The sequence below is a fragment of the Pseudomonas sp. WS 5411 genome, from assembly GCF_012985595.1.
GTDB classification, from domain to species: domain Bacteria; phylum Pseudomonadota; class Gammaproteobacteria; order Pseudomonadales; family Pseudomonadaceae; genus Aquipseudomonas; species Aquipseudomonas shahriarae.
Genome location: NZ_JAARMC010000018.1, coordinates 1 through 22092, shown reverse-complemented (window position 1 = coordinate 22092; position 22092 = coordinate 1). Strand labels below are relative to the sequence as shown.

The 22092-nt window shown below is 62.0% G+C and carries 10 protein-coding genes; 9 read left to right on the top strand and 1 reads right to left on the bottom strand.

Annotated elements, in window-relative coordinates:
• Positions 1-295 precede the first annotated feature (295 nt).
• From HBR93_RS20345 to HBR93_RS20335, 3 genes are read left to right on the top strand one after another with little or no spacing between them, the layout of a single operon-like run.
• The gene (locus tag HBR93_RS20345) at positions 296-1468 is read left to right on the top strand and encodes an efflux RND transporter periplasmic adaptor subunit (RefSeq protein WP_057959179.1); all 1173 of its coding nucleotides are present in this window, start codon (positions 296-298) and stop codon (positions 1466-1468) included.
• Positions 1469-3442: a MacB family efflux pump subunit gene (locus HBR93_RS20340; protein ID WP_115127937.1), complete on the top strand. Its 1974-nt coding sequence runs from the start codon at positions 1469-1471 to the stop codon at positions 3440-3442.
• Positions 3443-3449: 7 nt separating this feature from the next.
• A complete protein-coding gene (locus HBR93_RS20335; protein WP_169960940.1) occupies positions 3450-4856 on the top strand; it encodes an efflux transporter outer membrane subunit in 1407 nt (468 codons plus the stop codon).
• A gap of 71 nt (positions 4857-4927) precedes the next feature.
• Here HBR93_RS20335 and HBR93_RS20330 read toward each other — a convergent pair whose 3' ends face one another.
• Positions 4928-6556: a PvdJ/PvdD/PvdP-like protein gene (locus HBR93_RS20330; protein WP_115127935.1), complete on the bottom strand. Its 1629-nt coding sequence runs from the start codon at positions 6554-6556 to the stop codon at positions 4928-4930.
• A gap of 263 nt (positions 6557-6819) precedes the next feature.
• Between HBR93_RS20330 and pvdM the strand changes: the two genes are divergently transcribed.
• From pvdM to HBR93_RS20300, 6 genes are all read left to right on the top strand, one after another.
• A complete protein-coding gene (gene pvdM, locus HBR93_RS20325) occupies positions 6820-8181 on the top strand; it encodes a pyoverdine-tailoring dipeptidase-like protein PvdM (RefSeq protein ID WP_115127934.1) in 1362 nt (453 codons plus the stop codon).
• A complete protein-coding gene (locus tag HBR93_RS20320; RefSeq protein WP_169960939.1) occupies positions 8178-9449 on the top strand; it encodes an aminotransferase class V-fold PLP-dependent enzyme in 1272 nt (423 codons plus the stop codon). Before pvdM ends, HBR93_RS20320 begins: the two co-directional genes overlap by 4 nt.
• Before the next feature lie 30 nt (positions 9450-9479).
• Complete coding sequence (locus tag HBR93_RS20315) at positions 9480-10358, top strand: formylglycine-generating enzyme family protein (protein WP_057439090.1); 879 nt, start codon at positions 9480-9482, stop codon at positions 10356-10358.
• 138 nt (positions 10359-10496) lie between these two features.
• On the top strand, positions 10497-12146 hold the full coding sequence (locus HBR93_RS20310; RefSeq protein ID WP_057959172.1) for a cyclic peptide export ABC transporter: 1650 nt from the start codon (positions 10497-10499) through the stop codon (positions 12144-12146).
• A 130-nt stretch (positions 12147-12276) separates the two neighbouring features.
• The gene (locus HBR93_RS20305) at positions 12277-20154 is read left to right on the top strand and encodes a non-ribosomal peptide synthetase (RefSeq protein WP_169960938.1); all 7878 of its coding nucleotides are present in this window, start codon (positions 12277-12279) and stop codon (positions 20152-20154) included.
• Positions 20155-22092: condensation domain-containing protein (locus tag HBR93_RS20300; RefSeq protein ID WP_169960937.1), on the top strand; the 1938-nt coding region annotated here is incomplete at its 3' end. It abuts the gene before it with no gap.

Sequence of the window (22092 nt, the reverse complement as noted above, 5' to 3'; positions counted from 1 at the left end):
ACAATGAAAAAAAATTTAAGCCCGGTGCAGGATTCGTCCGGGCAGGCGTGGCGGCGACGGCTGTGGCAATGCAGTAATGGCAGTTTGAAGTCATCTAACTTAGAATTATTCTCATGTGGCTTTAAACAGACTGGTAAACGCGCTCGAATACTGGCGTTTCGCCCAGCTGTAACGCCGTATGTAAGCACTTAAATTTCAGGGCAAATACCTCGTTTACCTGACAGCTTCCCGCTTCTGTCTCTGCCCTCAAGGGCGTTTGAGCAGCGGTCCGAACTTTCCTGGCTGGAACCCGTGCATGAACCGTCCTCGACACACCCGGCGCGCGCTGCTGGCAGCACTTTGCCTGATCCCCGTGGTCGCCTTCGCCGCCTGGCAACTGATCCCGCCCGGCCGCGATCAGTTCGCCACCCTGGAAGTGCGCCGGGGCGATATCGAAAGCAGTGTGACCGCCCTCGGCACCCTGCAACCACGGCGCTACGTGGATGTCGGCGCGCAGGCGTCCGGGCAGATCCGCAAGATTCACGTTGAAGCCGGCGCCCAGGTCAAGCAAGGCGACCTGCTGGTAGAGATCGATCCGGCCACCCAACAGGCCAAGCTCGACGCCACCCGTTACTCCATCGCCAATCTGCAGGCGCAACTGCAGGAGCAGCACGCGCAAAACCGCCTGGCACAGCAGAAATACCAGCGCCAGCAACGCCTGGCCGCCGGTGGCGCGACCCGCGATGAAGACGTGCAGACCGCCCAGGCCGAACTGGACGCCACCCAGGCGCGCATCAACATGTTCAAGGCGCAGATCAGCCAGGCCCAGGCCACGCTGCGGGTTGATCAGGCCGAGCTGGGCTACACGCGCATCTATGCACCGATTTCCGGCACGGTAGTCGCCGTGGATGCCCGTGAAGGCCAGACCCTCAACAGCCAGCAGCAGACGCCGCTGATTTTGCGCATCGCCAACCTGTCACCCATGACCGTCTGGGCGGAAGTTTCGGAAGCCGATATCGGCCATGTCAAACCGGGCATGCAGGCGTATTTCACCACCCTGAGCGGTGGCAACCGGCGCTGGACCAGCACTGTGCGCCAGATCCTGCCGGTGCCGCCCAAGCCCCTCAACGAAACCAGCCAGGGCGGCGGCAGCCCCAGCAGCTCGAGCAAAAGCGGCAGCGGCCGGGTGGTGCTGTACACCGTGCTGCTGGATGTGGATAACGCCGATAACGCACTGATGGCGGAAATGACCGCCCAGGTGTTTTTCGTCGCCAGCCGCGTCAGCGATGCGCTGACTGCACCCGTCGCGGCCCTGCAAGGCAGCACCCGGCCCGACACGCAACTGGCGCGAGTGGTGGCCAAGGACGGTAGCATCGAAGACCGTGAAGTACGGGTGGGGATCAGCGACCGCCTGCGCATCCAGATCCTCGATGGCCTCAACGAAGGCGATCACCTGCTGATCGGCCCCGCCGAAAGCAGCGGAGGCTGAATGTTGACGCCGCTGATCGAACTTCGGGATATCCGCAAATCCTACGGTGGCGGTGATACGCCCCAGGTCGACGTATTGCGCGGGATCGACCTGTCGATCCATGCCGGGGAATTCGTGGCGATTGTCGGGGCCTCCGGCTCAGGCAAGTCGACCTTGATGAATATCCTCGGCTGCCTCGACCGCCCCACCGTCGGCCAATACCTGTTCGCCGGGGAAAACGTCGCACAACTGGACACCGACGAACTGGCCTGGCTGCGCCGCGAAGCCTTTGGTTTTGTGTTCCAGGGCTACCACCTGATCCCGTCCGGCTCGGCCCAGGAAAACGTCGAGATGCCGGCGATCTATGCCGGCACGCCGGCCGCCGAACGCCATGCCCGCGCCGCCGCCCTGCTCACCCGCCTGGGCCTGGCCGGGCGCACCGGCAACCGCCCGCACCAGTTGTCCGGAGGCCAGCAACAACGGGTGTCGATTGCCCGAGCCTTGATGAACGGCGGGCATATCATCCTCGCCGACGAACCCACCGGCGCCCTCGACAGCCATAGCGGCGCCGAGGTCATGACCCTGCTCGACGAACTGGCCAGCCAGGGGCACGTGGTGATCCTGATCACCCACGACCGCGAAGTGGCGGCCAGGGCCAAGCGCATCATCGAGATCCGCGACGGCCTGATCATCAGCGACACCCCCAACCCCCACTCCCACGCTAACGCCGACGCCAACCCCAAGGCCTTGCAAGCCGTGGACCTGCGCCAACGCCTGGCCGATGGCGCCGAGCACAATGGTGCGTGGAAAGGCGAACTGCTGGACGCGGTACAAGCAGCCTGGCGAGTCATGTGGATCAACCGCTTCCGCACAGCCCTGACCCTGCTGGGCATCATTATTGGCGTGGCCTCGGTGGTGGTGATGCTCGCCGTGGGCGAAGGCAGCAAGCGCCAGGTCATGGCGCAGATGGGCGCCTTCGGCTCCAATATCCTCTATGTCAGTGGCTCGGCGCCCAACCCGCGGACGCCGCCCGGCATTATCACCATGAACGACGTCAGCGCCATGGCTGCCCTGCCCCAGGTCAAGCGCATCATGCCGGTCAACGGCGCGGAAGCCGGGGTGCGCTTCGGCAATGTCGACCACATGGCCTATGTCGGCGGCAACGACACCAACTTCCCGGCGATCTTCAACTGGCCGGTCGTCGAGGGCAGCTACTTCACCGAAGCCGACGAACGCAGCGCCGCCACCGTCGCGGTGATTGGCAAACGGGTGCGCGACAAGCTGTTCAAGGACCTGCCGAGCCCCATCGGCCAATACATCCTCATCGAAAACGTGCCGTTCCAGGTGATCGGCGTCCTCGCCGAAAAAGGCGCCAGCTCCGGCGACAAGGACAGCGACGACCGTATCGCCATCCCCTACTCCGCCGCGAGTATCCGCCTGTTTGGCACCTACAACCCCGAATATGTAGTGATTGCCGCCGCCGACGCACGCAAGGTACATGAAGCGGAAAAAGCCATCGACCAACTGCTGCTGCGCCTGCACAACGGCAAGCGGGATTTCGAACTGACCAACAACGCCGCGATGATCCAGGCCGAGGCCCGCACCCAGAACACCCTGTCGCTGATGCTCGGCTCGATTGCCGCCATCTCGCTGCTGGTGGGCGGCATTGGCGTGATGAATATCATGCTGATGACCGTGCGCGAACGCACCCGGGAAATCGGCATCCGCATGGCCACCGGCGCCCGGCAGCGGGACATCCTGCGCCAGTTCCTCACCGAAGCGGTGATGCTCACGGTGGTCGGCGGGGTGGCGGGGATCGGCCTGGCCCTGCTGGTCGGCGGCGCGCTGATCCTCAGCAGCGTGGCCGTCGCCTTTTCGCTGCCAGCCGCCCTTGGCGCCTTCGCCTGCGCGCTGGTCACCGGCGTCATCTTCGGCTTTATGCCGGCCCGCAAAGCAGCCCGGCTCGACCCGGTCACGGCCCTTACCAGTGAATGATCGCCCTATGAAAGCGCACTTGACCCTCGTTGCCGCCAGCCTGCTGCTGGCCGCGTGCAGCAGCCCGGCGCCGCGCCCGGAGAGCGGTTTGCAGCCACCGCCCGCGTGGGACACGGCGAGCAAGGCCCAGGCCCAGCACGTCAACCAGCAATGGTGGACGGCATTTGCCAGTCCACAACTCGACCAATTGATCGAACAGGCCCGCGCTGGCAGTTACGACCTGGCCAGCGCCATGGCCCGGGTACGCCAGGCCCAGGCCAGCGCGGTGGTCGCCGGCGCGCCCTTGCTGCCCGCGCTCACCGGCGGGCTCAACGCCAGCCGGCAGAAACAGCTGCGTGGCACGGGCAACAACCCACCGCAGAGCAACAGCAACAAAGACGCGGGGGACTACTTCAGTACAAACCTCACCGCCACCTACGAAATCGACTTCTGGGGCGGCAAGCGTGCTGCACGCGACAGCGCGGAACTGGCCGTGCGCACCAGCGAATTCGAGCGCGCCACGGTGGAGTTGACCCTGCTCAGCGGCGTGGCCACGACCTACACCCAACTGCTGGCACTGCATGAACAACAGCGTATCGCCGAACTGAACCTGGCCAATGCGCAAAGCGTCCTCAAACTGGTGCAGACCCGCCATGATGCCGGCTCTGCCACCCAGCTGGAACTTGCGCAGCAAAAGAGCCTGGTCGCCGCGCAACAACGGCAGCTGCCAGAAGTCCGTCAACGCACCGAAGCCGCCCGGATCAGCCTGGCCGCCCTGCTCGGCCAACCGGTACAGACCCTGCCATTTACCGATCAATCCTTTGACCAACTGCGCTGGCCCAGCATTGCCGCCGGAGTACCCAGCGACCTGCTCACCCGCCGCCCGGACATCGCCAGCGCCGAAGCACAACTGGCGGCGGCCCAGGCCGACATCATCGTCGCCCGCGCCGCCATGCTGCCCACGGTCACCCTGACCGCCAACCTCAGCTCCGGCGCCAATCGCACTGCCGATATGCTGCGCAACCCGTTCTATAACCTCGCGGGCGGGCTGGTCGCGCCAATCTTCAACAACGGTCGCCTCGGCGCCGAACGCGACAGAGCGACGGCACGCCAGGATGAATTGCTGCACACCTATCGCAGGGCGATCATCAATGGCTTTGCCGATGTGGAAAAGGCCCTGAGCAGCATTCGCCAGCTCGACGAACAACGCCAGTGGCAGCGTGAGGAGTTGAGCCAGGCACAGACCGCCTTCCGCATCGCCCAAAGCCGTTATGAGGCCGGCGCGGAGGACTTGCTGACGGTGCTGGAAACCCAGCGCACACTGTATGCCGCCCAGGACCTGAACGTGCAACTGCGCCAGGCGCGGCTGGAGGCCAGTGTGGCGCTGTACAAAGCGCTGGGTGGAGGCTGGCAGGCACCCGACCTTCAACGATGAAGATCTAATGTGGGAACTGGCTTGCCAGCTCCCACATGGTTTAGTGTGCATTCAGCTTGATGGCGCGTCGGTCAAATGATCCGTTCCCTGACCTTCAAATGCCGCGCATACCACGGCCGTTTCGGCACCTTGCGGAACAAGTCCTTTAACTTGTCATCATCAGCGCCAAAGGTGATGCGCAAGGCCAGCTTCATGGTTTCCGGATCCATTTCCACAGTGCGCCCCATCTGCAATCCCGGGGTGGTACTGCAACCATGGGTGTCCGGCCCCAGCCACGGATCACCCACCTCGACCCAGCGCCCCGGCGCAAACCAAGGCACACCGTTGACCTCCAGGCGGCTCAGTTCACCCGGGTGAAAGCGCTCATGGGCGCGAAACCAGTCCTCGAGCCGATCATCGATCCAACCATGAAAATGCCAGAACACCGGGTTCACATGGGAGGAAAACGGATCGCCCAAAAAGTCATTCTCAGGCTCATACCAACGCGCCGCGAAGTCCGCCGGATCTCGCGCAAATGGCACGGGCGCACCATTGGAAGGATCGCGCGGCACCGAAGCCCAGCGCATGTGCAACCAATCGTGCAACCCCAACTCAAGCTCCGAGCCGAACTGACCCAGAGTCAACTTGGCCAGGTAACGCGGGTCACGGTATTGCGACTCCCACACCTGGAAGTTGCTGTGATAAGTCTCGGCCGCCTTGATCTCACTGACCCACTGGGTGTACTGCTCGTCACCGCTGGCCATCCAAGTGGGTGGCAGCGCAAAGCCATCGTGATTGTCGAAGTAGCGCGCAAAACCCCGGCGATCAGCCTCAAGTGCCGGCTGCGGCCCAGGGAAACGTGGCCATGACGGCAAGTCCTGCATGGAGCGCGCAGTACCGAGCATGTGCCGATGCATAAAGAAAAAGTCGATCCCCGAACCGTTGCGGTCCTTGCGCGGGCCACGGGCGTCGCGCTCTTTATCTCGTGGCCCGGGCTGCCAGCCGATACCGCGCAGGGCATTACGCTTGTCTTCAGGGAGCTTGTGCCACTGGTCCCGCGAGGCGTGCCAGAGCTGATGAAACAGGCGGTGCTCGGGCGCAACCAACCACGCCAGCAGCGTCGGGTTCAGGCCGATACGCTCGCGGGCTTCGGGAAAAAGCTGCTTGGTAGCGACAAAACGGTTGTCCCGCTCCAGCAGCGCCAGCGGGCGGTCGAGACTGAGGATCTGCCCGCTAAGGGTGCCGCTACCGGCATTGCCGAAGCTGCCCCAGACTTCGTCCAGGCGCATCTTGAATTCATAGGCCGGCCTGCCGTCTGGCGAGTCGCGGTCAATCAGGCGCCAGTACAGCAGCGCCGCATTGCCTGGCGCCAGGTCGCCGAGCACCTGATAGCGCGGCTCACCCTCTGCGCGCAGTTGCCCGGCCGTATCCAGGTAGCCACGCAGGCCTCGGCCACGCGGCGCAATATCAAGAAACAGCTCCAGGCCGTCGAGGGGCAAGCCTTGCAGCCCGGCATCAGCCCCTTCCAGGCGCAGGCTCCAGACACCCCGCAGGCTGTCCGCCAATTGCTGGCCGGCGGTGTCCGCCAGGTCCACCGTGGCCTCTTCGGGCGTGATGGGGAATTCCTCACGCGTCAACTCACGATGGGCATAAAAGGCCGCAGGTACGGCGGCGCCGGTCAGCGCCAGGCCTGCGATAAACCCTCGTCGAGAAATCGTCATGTTCCTACCTGTGTCAGCCTTGGAGCAGGCTTTATCCAAGCTAGAACGTTTAGCCGGGTGGCAAATTTACTGTAGGCGCCGGCTGCCCGGCGATGGCGGTCTTCCTGTCGATGCATCACTGCCTGACCCACCGCTATCGCCGGCAAGCCGGCTCCTGCAGGTGATCGTTGGCGCGCTTAAATTTCCCTGCCCATCACTCGTTCTTCCCAGATAGCAAAGGCCCCTTGCGCCTGCACCTCAAAGGCGAACCGACTGAGATGGCAATGACAAAACCACGTTCGAAAAAGGCTCTATACATCGGCCTGCCCTTGGCCCTGGCCATTGCTGCCGGCGCAGGCTTTGCCTGGGATCACTGGTTTCGCGGCAATGCCGGCTACCCGCTGGAAGTGATCAAGCAAGCCAATGAACTGCAAGATCGGTTGATCTCGTTCGACAGCCATATCACCGTGCCCCTGGACTTCGGCACCGCAGGCCATGAAGCGGACAAGGACGGCAGCGGCCAGTTCGACCTGGCCAAGGCCAGTCGCGGACGCCTGTCGGGGGCGGCGCTGACGATTTTCGGCTGGCCCGAACTGTGGAACGGCGCCAACGCGCCCCACAAACCGACCGCAGGCTTTGTCGACGAGGCCCGGCATCAGCAAGAGGTGCGCTACAAGATCATCGCCGGTATGGTCCGCGACTTTCCCAACCAGGTCGGCATTGCCTATACCCCCGCCGATTTTCGCCGCCTGCATGGCGAAGGCAAGTTTGCGATTTTTATCAGCATGCTCAACGCCTACCCGCTGGGCAACGACCTGAACCTGCTGGACATGTGGACCGCACGCGGCATGCGCATGTTCGGCTTCAGCTACATCGGCAACAACAGCTGGTCGGACTCTTCGCGCCCACTGCCGTTTTTCAACGATTCACCGGACGCCCTCGGCGGCCTTTCGGATATCGGCAAGCAAGCCGTACAGCGCCTGAACGACCTGGGCGTGATCATCGACGTATCGCAAATGTCGACCACCGCCCTCGAGCAAGTCGCCCAGCTTAGCCGCACCCCCATGGTCGCTTCCCACTCTGCGCCCCGCGCATCGGTGGATATCCCACGCAACCTCAGCGACAAAGAACTGCAACTGATCAAAAACAGCGGCGGCGTGGTGCAAGTGGTGGCCTTCGGCGGTTACCTGCGACCGTTGAGCCAGCCGATCCAGGACAAGCTCAACGCACTGCGCGCGCGTTTCGACCTACCGCCACTGCCCAACCTGGCGATGGCATTGATGCCGGGGGATCCGATCATCGCCGCCTGGCCAGAACAGAAGTTCGGTGAATACGCCAGCGAGCTCTACGCCATTCTCGAAGAGGAACCCAAGGCCAGCCTCAAGGACCTGGGGGATGCCATCGACTACACCGTGCGCAAAATCGGCATCGACCACGTCGGCATTGCCTCGGACTTCAACGAAGGCGGCGGCGTCAAGGGCTGGAACGATGTCAGCGAAGTACGCAACGTGACCGCCGAACTGATCACCCGCGGTTACTCCGAAGCCGATATCGCCAAGCTGTGGGGCGGCAATTTCCTGCGGGTGTGGGAGCAGACGCAAAAATCCGCCAAACCTGGCGTCTTGCCAAGCGAGCCGACGCCATGACCGACCGCCGTACCTTTCTCAAGCAGGCCGGCATCCTCGCCGCCAGCCTGCCGTTGGGGGCCGGCCTTGAGGCCCAGGCAGCCCCCATCCAGGCACCCGCAGACAAATGGACGGGCCTGCGCCACCTGTTCGACCAGGACCCAAGCTACATCCACTTCTCCAACTTCCTGATCACCTCACACCCAAGGCCCGTGCGCGAGGCCATCGAACGGCACCGCGCTGCCATTGACCGCAACCCCGGCCTGACCATGGACTGGGACCTGCAGGAACCCTGGAAACGCGAACGCCAGGTGCGCGAATGGGCAGGTCGTTACCTGCAAACCAAACCCGGCCAGATCGCCCTCACCGGCAGCACCACCGAGGGCTTGGCGATGATCTACGGCGGTATCCATGTACGACCCGACCAGGAGATCCTCACCACCGAGCACGAGCATTTTTCCACCGACAGCATCCTGGGGTTCCGCACCCGGCGCGACGGCACTCAGGTGCGCAAGATCAAGCTGTTCGCCAACGCCAATCTAGTGTCGATCGATGAAGTGCTGGCGGCCATCGAGCGCAATATCCGCCCCAACACTCGGGTGCTGGGTATGACCTGGGTGCAATCGGGCAGCGGCGTGAAGCTGCCGATCGGCGAAATCGGCCAACTGGTCAAACGCCATAACCAGGGGCGCGAAGAAAAAGACCGCATTCTCTACGTGGTCGATGGCGTGCATGGCTTTGGCGTCGAAGACCTGGCCTTCCCGGACATGCACTGCGATTTCTTTATCGCCGGCACCCATAAATGGATGTTCGGCCCACGCGGCACCGGCCTGGTATGCGCCGCGTCAGAGCAGGTGACCACCCTCACCCCCTGCGTGCCGACCTTCTCCGAAGACAGTGATTTCGCCACCTCGTTCTCCCCCGGTGGCTATCACGCCTATGAACACCGCTGGGCGCTGGACGAGGCCTTCAAGCTGCACCTGCAACTGGGCAAGGCCCAGGTTCAGCAGCGTATCCACAGCCTCAACACCTACCTCAAGGACCGCCTGCAAGCGCGACCGAACATCGAGCTGGTCACCCCGTACAACCCGCAGCTCTCAGCCGGCTTCAGCTTCTTTCGGGTCAAGGGCCAGGACAGTGACAAGGTGGCCGCCTACCTGATGCGCAACCGTGTGGTCAGCGACGCAGTGAACCGCGACGTCGGCCCGGTGGTGCGCACCGCACCCGGCTTGCTCAATACCGAAGATGAAGTCGACCGCTTCCTGGTCCTGCTCGACAAAGCCCTCTGACACCCTTTTTTCTTGCCCACGAGACGACTCATGAACGATGAACCGCTCACCCCGACGCTCCTCAAATCCCTGGCCCTGACGGCATTGATGGCCTGCCTGTTGCCGTCCGCCCAAGCCGCGACGCCGCCCAAGCCCGGCACCGTGTTCAAGGACTGCAAAAACTGCCCGGAAATGGTGGTGCTGCCTACCGGCACGTTCAAAATGGGCACCCCGGATGATGAAGTCGGTCGCCAGCCCGATGAAGGGCCGATGCATGACGTGACCTTCGCCAAACCCGTGGCCATCAGCCGCTTCCAGGTGCTGGCCGGCGAATGGGACCGTTACGTACAAGAAACCGGCTACAAGATGCCCGACGGCGACGACCGTCCAGGGCGCAAATGCACGGCCGGCAAACCCACCTACAAGACAAGCCCCAAACATCCGGCAGTGTGCATGGACTTTGCCGAAGCCAATGCCTATGTCGCCTGGCTGTCGAAGAAAACCGGCAAGCAGTACCGCATGGTCAGCGAGTCCCTGCGTGAATACGCCGCCCGTGGCGGCACCTCCGGCCCGTTCCCATTTCCATTCGATGAGGGTAAGGAATACAGCATCGCCAAGCACGCCAATACCTACGGGCCGGCGGATGGTTACAGCTATACCGCCCCGGCCGGCAGCTATGCGCCCAATGCGTTCGGCGTGTATGACATGCATGGCAACGTCTACGAATGGGTCGAAGACTGTGAAAACGACAGCTATGTCGGTGCGCCCAGCGATGGCAGCGCCTGGCTGACCGGGCAGTGCGAAGTGCGGCAGATTCGCGGCAACGACTGGGGCGAAGCGCCGGTGTTTTCCCGCTCCGGCAACCGCAACAGCCTCAACTCCAACGTGCGCGGCGACTGGCTGGGCTTTCGCGTGGCACGGGATCTCTGAGCCTACGCACCTCGGGACGCGGCTAAATCGCGCCCCGCCCGACTCGTCCTCCTACTATCGGCCTGCCAACGGTAAACCTCCGCGCGCAGGCCTTCACTTGCCCACAGCACGTAGCCACGTCGCGATCGAGGTAGTTTCATGACCGCAGCACCGCGCAGCGCCATTCGAGAACTCTTGAGCCTGCTCAAGCCCTATCGGCGGATTGTTATTTCTTCCATCACGCTGGGCATCATCGGCGGCCTTAGCGTCACGGCGCTGCTGGCCACGGTCAACCGCGGCCTGCACAGCGCCGACGGCATGGGCACCGGCGTGGTGCTGGCCTTCGCCGGGCTGTGCCTACTGGCCCTGCTCAGCAGTATCGGCGCCGACATCGGCACCAATTTCGTCGGTCAGAAGGTGATTGCCAAACTGCGCAAGGACCTCGGCGCCAAAGTGCTCGCCGCCCCCATCGAACAGATCGAGCGCTACCGCACTCACCGCCTGATCCCGGTGTTGACCCACGACGTGGACACCATCAGCGACTTCGCCTTCGCCTTCGCCCCGCTGGCGATTTCCACCACGGTGATCCTGGGCTGCCTGGGCTACCTGGCGGTGCTGTCCTGGCCGATCTTCCTGATGACCCTGCTGGCCATCGGCATTGGTTCGGCGGTGCAGTACGTGGCTCAAAGCAAAGGCATCAAAGGGTTCTACGCGGCACGCGACGCCGAAGACAACCTGCAAAAACACTATTCGGCGATTGCCGAGGGTGCCAAGGAACTGCGCATCCACCGCCCACGTCGGCATGCCATGCACACCCGTAATATCCAGGGCACCGCCGACAAAATCTGCGACACCCACATCCGCTCGATCAATATCTTCGTAATTGCCAAGAGCCTGGGCTCGATGCTGTTTTTCGTGGTTATCGGTCTGGCCCTGACCCTGCAACAATTCTGGCCCAGTTCGGACCCGGCGGTGATGAGCGGCTTTGTCCTGGTGCTGCTGTACATGAAAGGTCCGCTGGAAAACCTGATCGGCAACCTGCCGATCATCAGCCGCGCGCAAATTGCCTTCCGCCGCATTGCCGACCTGTCGGAGCGTTTCTCCTCGCCGGAACCACACCTGCTGCTCGATGACGCCGACAAAACCGTGCCCGTGATGAAGCACTTGGAACTGCGCAACGTGCAGTACGCCTTCCCAACGGTCGAAGGCAGCGAGCCGTTCAAGCTCGGGCCGGTCAACCTGAGCATCGAGCCTGGGGAAATTCTGTTTATCGTCGGTGAAAACGGTTGCGGCAAGACCACCCTGATCAAGCTGCTACTGGGCCTGTACACCCCGCAGCAAGGTGAAATCCGTCTCAACGGCCTGCCCGTGGACGCCCTGGGGCTGGATGACTACCGGCAGATGTTCACCACGATTTTTGCCGACTACTTCCTGTTCGACGACCTGGTGCAGAACGACAAGGCCTTGCCCGACGACGCCACTCAATACCTGGAGCGCCTGGAAATCGCCCACAAGGTCAGCGTGCGCGACGGCGCGTTCACCACCACCGACCTGTCCACCGGGCAACGCAAGCGTCTAGCCCTGGTCAACGCCTGGCTCGACGAGCGCCCGGTGCTGGTGTTCGACGAGTGGGCGGCGGACCAGGACCCGACCTTCCGGCGGATTTTCTACACCGAGCTGCTGCCGGACCTCAAGCGCCTGGGCAAGACCATCATCGTCATCTCCCACGACGACCGTTACTTCGACGTCGCCGACCAACTGGTACGCATGCAGGCCGGCCGAGTCATCACTGAAAAAGCCTGCGCCTGACCTCCCCTGTAGCAGCCGGCTTGCCGGCTACTACAACGCTCCCCGCCTGCTATTGCACCTAAATCTCATTGATCGAACTTCGTCTTCCTGACACAGCTTATTTCCTCTGCCGACGGCGACGAGATCGATCATGAACCAATTGAACCAACTTCCCGATGACGACCTGCTGGCCTTGTTGCTGGCCGATGAAGCCGGCGCCGGGCAGTCCATCCAGAGCCTCGCCGGGCGTGATCCGGTGCCGCTGTCGTTCGCCCAGCAGCGTCTGTGGTTCCTGCAACAGTTCGATCCGCAAAGCCATGCCTATAACCTGCCACGGGCGATTGCCATCAAGGGACCGGTGGACGCGTGCGCCCTGGAAGCGGCCCTTAACCAGGTGATCAATCGCCACGATATCCTGCGTACCGCCTTTCGCAACACCGACGGCACGCCCCTACAAGTCATCGACCAGGGCGCACAGCTGAACCTGCTCGAAGAGGACCTGAGCGCCCTGGACAGCGTCCAGCGCGAACAGCAAGTGCAAGATCGCATCCGCCAGCACGCCACCCAGCCCTTCGACCTGAGCCAGGCGCCGCTGATTCGTAGCACCCTGCTCAAGCGCGCCACGCAGGATTATGTGCTGCTGCTCAATATGCATCACATCGTCTCGGACGCCTGGTCCAATCCGATCCTGATGCACGACCTGGCAAGCGCCCTTGGCCAACCAGGCCGGGCCCTGCCGCGCCCGTCCATCCAGTACGCCGACTACGCCCAGTGGCAACGCCAAGACTACCCGCTGACACCGCAACACGCCGCAGCCGCCCAGTATTGGAAGGCCATCCTTGGCAATGATATCCCGGCCCTGACACTGCCTCGCGAGCGCCTGGAAAACCACGCAGGTGCCGGCCATCATGCCCACACCCTGCCTGCATACTTGAACGAGCAGCTCCAGAGCTTTTGCCAGCAACAGGGCCTGACCCCGTTCGTAGTACTGCTCGGCACCTGGCAATTGCTGCTGGGACGCTACAGCGGCCAGACCGACTTCACCGTCGGCGTGCCCAACGCCACACGCAACCAGGCACAGATCCAGGCCCTGGTGGGCTTTTTCGTCAGCAGCCAGGTGTATCGCGCGCGACTGGCACCCGAGCAATCGTGCAGCGCGTTCCTCCAGGCCCTGCGCCAGCAATCCCTCGCCGCCCTGGAACATGCCGACTACCCCATCGAGCTGATCCTCGAAGACCTCCACCTGCAACGCAGCCCCCAGGCCAACCCGCTGTTCCAGACCCTGTTCAACTGGCGCGCCGGCGCCGCGCAGGACGCGCCCCTGCACCTGGGCCCGTTGCAACTGACGTTTATGGACAGCCACCCGTTGCAGGCCAAGTTCGACCTGTCGCTGGACGTGGAGTACAGCCAGCAGCAGATCACCGCACATTTCGACTATGACGCCGGGTGCTTCACCCCGGCGACCATCGCCACTCTGGCCGGGCACTGGCAGAACCTGTTGCAAGCCATGGTTGAGCAACCGCAGGCACTGATCGGCGAGCTTGCGATGCTCAGTGATGAGGAGCGTGAGCGGCAGTTGGGGCAGTGGAATACCACGGCCGTCCACTACCCCAACGCAGCCCCTGTGCATGTGTTGGTCGCGGAGCAAGCCGAACGCCTGCCACATGCCGCCGCTGTGGTGCTCGGCGAGCAGCAGTTGACCCTGGATCAGCTCAACCGTCGCGCCAACCAACTGGCTCACAAGCTGCTGGAGCTGGGCGTTGGCCCCAACGTCTGCGTGGGCCTGGGCCTTGAGCGCAGCCTGGAAATGGTCATCGCCCTGCTGGCCGTGCTCAAGGCAGGCGGCGCCTATGTACCGCTGGACCCGGCCTACCCCGCTGACCGCCTGGCCTACATGATCAACGACAGCGGCATCGGCCTGCTGCTGACCCAAAGCAGCCTGGCATTGCCCGCCCCGGACAGCCTGCCGTCCCTGTGCCTGGACCAGGACAGCGACTGGCTGGAAGGCTATGACAGCGCCAACCCGCAGCTAACAGTCAGCGCCGATAATCTGGCCTACATGATCTATACCTCTGGCTCCACCGGGCAGCCCAAGGGCGTGCAGGTGCGCCACGGCGCTCTGACCAATCATATGCTGTGGATGCAGGGCGAATTGGGCCTGAACGCTGCGGACCGGGTCTTGCAAAAAACCGCCTTCAGCTTCGACGCCTCGGTGTGGGAGTTCTGGTTGCCCTTGCTCAACGGTGCGCAGTTGGTCCTCGCCTCCCGCGAGTTGTCCGACGATTTGTCAGTGCTGTGGTCGGAAGTAGCCGCCCAGCGCATCAGCGTGCTGCAAATGGCCCCTTCCCTGCTGCAAGCCTTGCTCGTCGACGAACAGGGCGCGCAGATGCAATCCCTGCGCTTGCTGCTGCTGGGCGGCGAAGCCTTGGGTACTCCGCTGGTCGCACAATTGCGCGAACGCTGGAACGGCCGCCTGTGCAACCTTTATGGCCCAACCGAAGCCACTATCGACACCACCTTCTTTGATGTCGCCAGCCTGCCCGAAGGCGCCATCGCCCCTATCGGCCGCCCCCTCGCCAACGTGCGTACCTACCTGCTCGACCACGACCTGCAGCTGTGCCCGGTGGGCACCAGCGCCGAACTGCTGATCGGCGGCGACTCCCTGGCACAGGGCTACCACCAGCGCCCGGGACTGACCGCCGAACGCTTTATTCCCGATCCGTTTGCAGGCAATGGCGCACGCCTGTATCGCAGCGGCGACCTGACGCGCTACCGTGCCGATGGGGTCATCGACTACATCGGGCGTATCGACCATCAGGTAAAAATCCGCGGCCTGCGTATCGAACTGGGAGAGATTGAAGCGCAACTGCTGCAACACAAGGCGGCGCGCGAAGCCGTGGTCATCGCCCACCCAACCCCGGGCGGCGCGCAGTTAGTGGGTTATGTGGTGCCGACGGAACCGGCAACAGACATTAACCGCCAGGACGCCTTGCGCGAGGTCTTAAAAGCCTGGCTCGGCGAACAGCTGCCAGACTATATGGTCCCAGGTCATTTGCTGATCCTGGCGCAACTGCCCCTGACCCCCAACGGCAAACTCGACCGCAAGGCCCTGCCCGCCCCCGACGCGAGCCAGGCCCTGCACGCCTACGTGGCCCCGCAAAACGATCTGCAACAACGCATCGCAGCCATCTGGCAAGACGTGCTCAAACTTGCAAAAATCGGCCTGAACGACAACTTCTTCGAACTGGGCGGCGACTCGATCATCTCCATTCAGGTGGTAAGCCGCGCCCGCCAGGCCGGCATCCACTTCACCCCCAAGGACCTGTTCCAGCACCAGACCATCCAGAGCCTGGCCAGCGTGGCGAAAACCCACGGCCAGGGCCTCGCGATCGATCAAGGTCCGGTCACCGGCAGCGCACCACTGCTGCCGATCCAACACCTGTTCTTCGATACCGAGATCCCCGAGCGCCACCACTGGAATCAATCGGTACTGCTCAAGCCCGCCACGGCCCTGGACCCGCACCTGCTGGAACAGGCCCTCAACGCCCTCATCCAACACCACGACGCCCTGCGCCTGAGCTTCACTCAGGCTGATTCTGGCTGGAACGCCGAATACCGCCCGGCCACGGCGTCGGTGTTGTGGCAGACCCGGATTGAGGACACAACGCAACTGCAATCTTTGGGCGACGAAGCCCAACGCAGCCTCAACCTGCAAGACGGGCCGCTGCTGCGCGCGGTGCTGGTCAGCCTGGGTGACGGTAGCCAGCGCTTGCTGCTGGCGATTCATCACTTGGTGGTGGATGGCGTGTCGTGGCGGATTTTGTTTGATGATTTGCAAACCGTGTACCGGCAAGTGCAAGCGGGCCAGGCGATTGAACTGCCGGAGAAGACCAGTGCGTATAAGACATGGGGAGAAAGGTTGCGGGGCTATGGGCAGAGTGCCGAGTTGCAACAGGAACTGACGTACTGGGAACAGCAACTGGACGCCGCCAGCCACGACCTGCCGCAATCCAACCCTGACGGTAGCCAGCAGCATAGCCGGTCAACGACTGTCGATATCCTATTGAGCAAAACCCTGACCCAACAACTGTTGCAAGTCGCGCCCGCGGCCTATCGCACGCAAATCAATGATCTGCTGCTGACGGCCCTAACCCGTGCAGTCAGCCAATGGACCACGCGCGACAACGTGCTGATCCAACTGGAAAGCCATGGCCGCGAACCCCTGTTCGATGACATTGACCTAACCCGCACCATCGGCTGGTTCACCAGCCTGTACCCGGTCAAGTTGAGCGCCCATCCGGATTTGGGCGAAGCAATCAAACAGGTCAAGGAACAACTGCGGGCCATTCCTGACAAAGGCATTGGATTTGGCGTTCTACGCTATCTGGGTGACGCTCAGACTCGGGAACGCCTGAGCGCATTGCCCGTGCCACGTATTACCTTCAACTACCTGGGCCAGTTCGACGGTAGCTTCGACAGTGCCGAAGGCGCGCTGTTTGTGCCTACTGGCGAGGAGCGTGGTGCCGAAAAAAGCAGCGAAACGCCTTTGGGCAACTGGCTGACCATCAATAGCCAGGTCTATGGCAGCCAGTTGAGCATGAGCTGGACGTTCAGCGACGACGTCTTCCCTGTTGAAGTCATCCAGAACCTCGCCAACAACTGCCTGCATGCGCTCGAGCAACTGATCGGCTATTGCTGCGATACCGATCACCAAGGTGCAACACCCTCTGACTTCCCATTGGCTGGGTTGAGCCAGGCACAACTGGACACACTGAGCATCCCGGTCCAGCAGATCGAAGACATTTACCCGTTGTCGCCGATGCAGGAAGGCTTGCTGGTGCACACGTTACTGGAAAAAAACTCCGGCATTTACTTCATGCAAGAGTGCTACACCATCAAGGAAACGCTGGACTATCCGCGCTTCGAGGCGGCCTGGCAGCAGGTGGTAAAACGCTATGAAGCGATTCGGGCGTCATTCCTGTGGAATACCGGCGGCACGCTGCTGCAAGTCATCCACAAAAACAGCAACGTGCAGGTCGAACGGCTGGACTTGAGCCATGTGCCGATGGACCGGGTACAAGCACAGATCGAACACTTGCTCAAGGTAGAGCGGGAAGCCGGCTTCGATCTAGCCTTGCAGCCTCCGATCCGCTTCAAGCTGATCCTGCTGGCCGACCACTCCCACCGGTTTGTCATGAGCAACCACCATATCCTGCTAGATGCCTGGTGCCGCTCGTTGCTGATGTCGGACTTCTTCGAGATCTACCACGCCATGTTGGCGGGTAAACCCTGTGAGCTGGCCACGCCCTACCGCTTCCGCGACTTTATCCAGTGGTTGCAACAACAGGATCGCACCGCCGCCACGACGTTCTGGAAAGATCAACTGGAGGGCCTGGAGCACACCACCTCACTCCCGGTGGATCATCCGCAAGTGCCTGCGCACTCGGTGTCGGTGATTGGCGACAACTACACCTGGCTCAGCCAGCAAGACAGCACCGCACTGCAAGAGGTCGCGACGCGCCACCACCTCACGCTCAACACCTTCGTCCAGGCTGCCTGGGCCTTGACCCTGCATAACCACAGTCGCTCGCGGGACGTAGTGTTCGGTGTTACGGTTTCCGGTCGCCCAGCGCATATTCCCGAGATGCAAAATACCGTAGGGCTGTTTATCAACAGCGTACCGTTGCGGGTCGCTATCCCCACCCCGGACAGTCAACTCAGCACCCTCGCCTGGCTGCAAACCATCCTGCACAAGAACGTGTCACTGCGTGAATATGACTATCTGCCCCTGGTCAACATTCAGGAGTGTAGCCAGATCCTCAAAGGCCAGCCGCTGTTCAACAGCCTCTTCGTCTACGAAAACGCGCCGATGGAAGACTCCGTCGGCCAGGACGCTCAGGACATGGGCGTAATCTCCGAATCTTCGCGGACCCACACTAATTATCCGGTGACCGTGGTGGTCTACCCAAGCGACAAGATTGGCCTGCATCTGTCATACGACACCCGCTTTTTCGAGCAGTCGACCATGGACAGCTTGCTCGAAGAGTTCAAGCAATGGCTGATCGCCCTACGTCATCACCTGCACCAACCGTTGGCCCAGATCACTCTGGTGGCTCCGGAACGTCTAAGTGAGTGGGCCCTTGAACACAATCAATCGCAGGTGCCCCACGATCTGCAGCGCTCATTTGTCGAGCAGTTCGAACAGCACGTCGATGCCAGCCCGCAACGCGTGGCAGCGGTTTGCCAGGACCGTGCCTGGACCTACGAGCAACTCGACCATGAGGCGAACATCCTCGGCCATCGCTTGATCGAGCGCGGCGTGGGCCTGGACCAACCCGTGGCCCTGCTGGCCGACCGCGACCTGGAGCTGCTGGCAATGATTGTCGGCACCTTCAAGGCCGGCGCAGGATATCTTCCGTTGGACCCAAGCCATCCTGGCGAACGGATCAAGAGCGTCCTGCGCCTTAGCAAGACGCCACTATTGGTCTGCACGGCCAAGTACCGCGAGCAGGCCCAGATGCTGCTTGGCGAACTGGCCATCAGCGCCCCCGAACATAGCGTGGGCCTGCTGGTCTGGGAAGATCTGCCGCCTGATTTGGCCAACCGGCAACGCCCAGGACGCTACAGCGGCCCGAACAACCTGGCTTATGTGATTTTCACTTCAGGCTCCACCGGGCAGCCCAAGGGGGTCATGGTGGAACAGGCCGGCATGCTCAACAATCAGTTGAGCAAAGTGCCTTACCTGCAACTGACCGAGCAGGACATCATCGCGCAGACCGCTTCCCAGTCGTTCGATATTTCTGTCTGGCAGTTCCTCACCGCACTGCTGTGCGGCGCCAAGGTATGTATTTTTGCCGACGACATTTCGAAGAACCCTCAGGCTCTGCTCAAGCACGTTGAAGAACAACGTATTACCGTGCTGGAAATTGTCCCGGCGCTGATCCAGGCGCTGCTAATCGAACAACACAGCGACCTTCCCGACCTGCGCTGGCTACTACCAACGGGCGAAGCGCTGCCGGCAGAAACTGCCGCCGACTGGCTGGCACGCTACCCGGCCATCAAGCTGGTCAACGCCTACGGGCCGGCTGAGTGTTCTGATGATGTGGCGTTCTACAACATCGACCCGGCCTCGACTCAACGCACCTACATCCCGATCGGTTACCCAACCGATAATAATCGTCTGTATGTGCTGGACGACGACCTGTCGCCGATCCCCACCGGGGCAACGGGTGAAATCTGCATTGCCGGCGTCGGCGTAGGGCGCGGCTACTGTGGTGACCCGGTGCGCACCGCCGCCAGCTTTGTGCCCAACCCCTTTGCCCTGATACCGGGCGAGCGGTTGTACAAGAGCGGTGACCTGGCGCGCCGACGCAAGGAAGACGGCGCCCTGGAGTACCTGGGGCGTGTGGACCAGCAGGTAAAAATCCACGGATTCCGTATAGAGCTGGGCGAGATCGAGGCGCAAATCGCGCTGTTCCCCGGGGTTCGTGAAGCGGCCGTACTGGTCGGCGAGAACCCGCTGGGCAAGCAGTTGATTGCCTATCTGACCCTGGAAGAAAGTGACACTCACTCAGGCATCGATGCGCTGCGGGCCTTCCTCAAGGCCCGCCTGCCGGCCTACATGATTCCTGCCCAGGTGCATGTGCTGGAGCAGATGCCACGCAACCCCAACGGCAAGCTCGACCGCAAGGCTCTGGCCTGCGTAGACGTGCAAAGCGAAGCCCAGGAACACCGTGAACCGCAAAGCGGGTTGCAGAGCGACATTGCCGATATCTGGCGAGCAGCGCTGAAAATCCAGCGTATTGGCCTGGATGACAACTTCTTCGCCCTTGGTGGCAATTCGCTGCTGGCCACGCAGGTGACGTCCCGCGTGCACCTGCACCTGGGTATTGAGGTACCACTGGCCACGATTTTCGAAAGTGCCTCGCTGCAAGACTATGCATCCCGTATCGAGCCCGCTGGCGAACAAGCCCCTGATGACTCATTGAATGATCTGTTTGATCTGCTCGATGTGCTGGAGACCCAATAAATGCAAGCCAACGCCCTGAATGACTTGATAGACCGCTTTATCAAGTTGCCAGTTACCCAGCGCAAAACCCTCTATGAGCAAATGAGCGCCAAGGGCATGAGCTTGTCGCGCTTGCCGATCCCACAAACCCGGCATTTCTTTGCGCAAATACCCTTGTCGTTTGCCCAGGAGCGCCAGTGGTTTCTGTGGTTGCTCGATCCTGCCAGCGCCGCCTATAACCTGCCAACCGCACTGCGGTTGCGGGGACCACTGGACGTCGATGCATTGCAACGCAGCTTCGATACCCTGATCGAACGCCACCAAAGCTTGCGCACCCGATTTGTCGAAGAACCTCAAGGCGTGATACAGGTGATCGACCCCCTGAGCGGCCTGTTCCTCGACGTCATTAGCAAGAACGGCGCCACAGATAGTTTTATCAAGGACTTCGTTGAACAGCAGAGCCGTCAACCCTTCGACCTGCGCCGTGATCAGTTACTGCGGGTGAAGTTACTACGCATTTCTGAAGAGGATCATGTCCTGCTGCTGGTCCAGCATCATATTGTCTCCGATGACTGGTCAATGCACATGATGGTCCAGGAACTGGTTCAACTGTATGGTGGCTATTCCCAGGGCCTATCCGTCGAGCTGCAAGCACTGCCGATTCAATACACCGATTATTCGATCTGGCAGCGCCGCTGGATGGAGGCAGGGGAAAGTGAACGCCAGCTGGCTTACTGGAAGGGCCAACTGGGCGGCGAACAGCCGGTCCTGGAGTTGCCCACAGATCGTTCGCGACCTGCCGTGCAGAGCTATCGTGGGGCGAACATCACGGTCACGGTTCCCCCGGCGCTGGCACAAAAACTCAAGCAGCTTGCCCAGCAGAGCAATGTGACACTGTTCATGCTGCTGCTCGCCTCGTTCCAGGCACTTTTGCACCATTACAGCCGTCAGGCCGACATTCGTGTCGGCGTGCCTGTGGCCAATCGCAACCGGGTAGAAACCGAGCGTTTGCTGGGCTTTTTTGTTAACACCCAAGTGCTCAGGGCACGCTTCGATGAACCGCTGTCCTTCAGCGAACTGTTGGCACAGGTCAAGCAAACTGCGCTGCAAGCCCAAGCCCACCAGGACCTGCCCTTCGAGCAACTGGTCGAAGCCTTGCAGCCGGAACGTAACCTGAGCCTCAACCCTTTGTTCCAGGTGATGTTCAACCACCTCAGCGAACACCAGGGCGCCTCAGCCGGCCAGCCGTCATCACCTTCCGCCTTGCACGTCGAGAGTCTGAGCAGAGAACACCATACCGCTCAATTCGACCTGACCCTCAACACCTTTGAATCAGCACAGGGTCTGTCTGCAACGCTGAACTATGCCACCGACCTGTTTGACGCCAGCACCATTGAGCGCTTTGGGAAACATTGGCTGAACTTGCTGGAACACTGCATTGCAGCGCCACAGCAGTCAATCAACAGTATGTCGCTGCTCAGTGATATGGAAAGACAGCAGATCCTACGAGATTGGAACGCCAGCACTGCCGACTACCCTCGCGACAGCGCCATCCACCACCTGATCGAAGCCCAGGCCGCCCGCACCCCGGATGCCGTAGCATTGGTCTTCGACACCCAGTCATTGACCTTTGCCCGACTCAACCAGCAGGCCAACCGCCTGGCCCATCGCCTGATCGCGGCCGGTGTCGGCCCGGATGTACTGGTGGGAATTGCGGTGCAACGCAGCGTTGACCTGGTGGTCGGGCTGCTGGCGATTCTCAAGGCCGGTGGCGCCTATGTGCCGCTGGACCCGGCGTACCCCGAGGAACGCCTGGCCTACATGATGCAAGGCAGCGGCCTGGCCCTGCTGCTGACCCAGGCACCGTTGCTGGCGCGCTTGCCGATCCCGGCCGGGGTCAGTGCCCTGGCCCTGGACCAACCGGATGCGTGGCTCGATGGCTACAGCTGCGAAAACCCG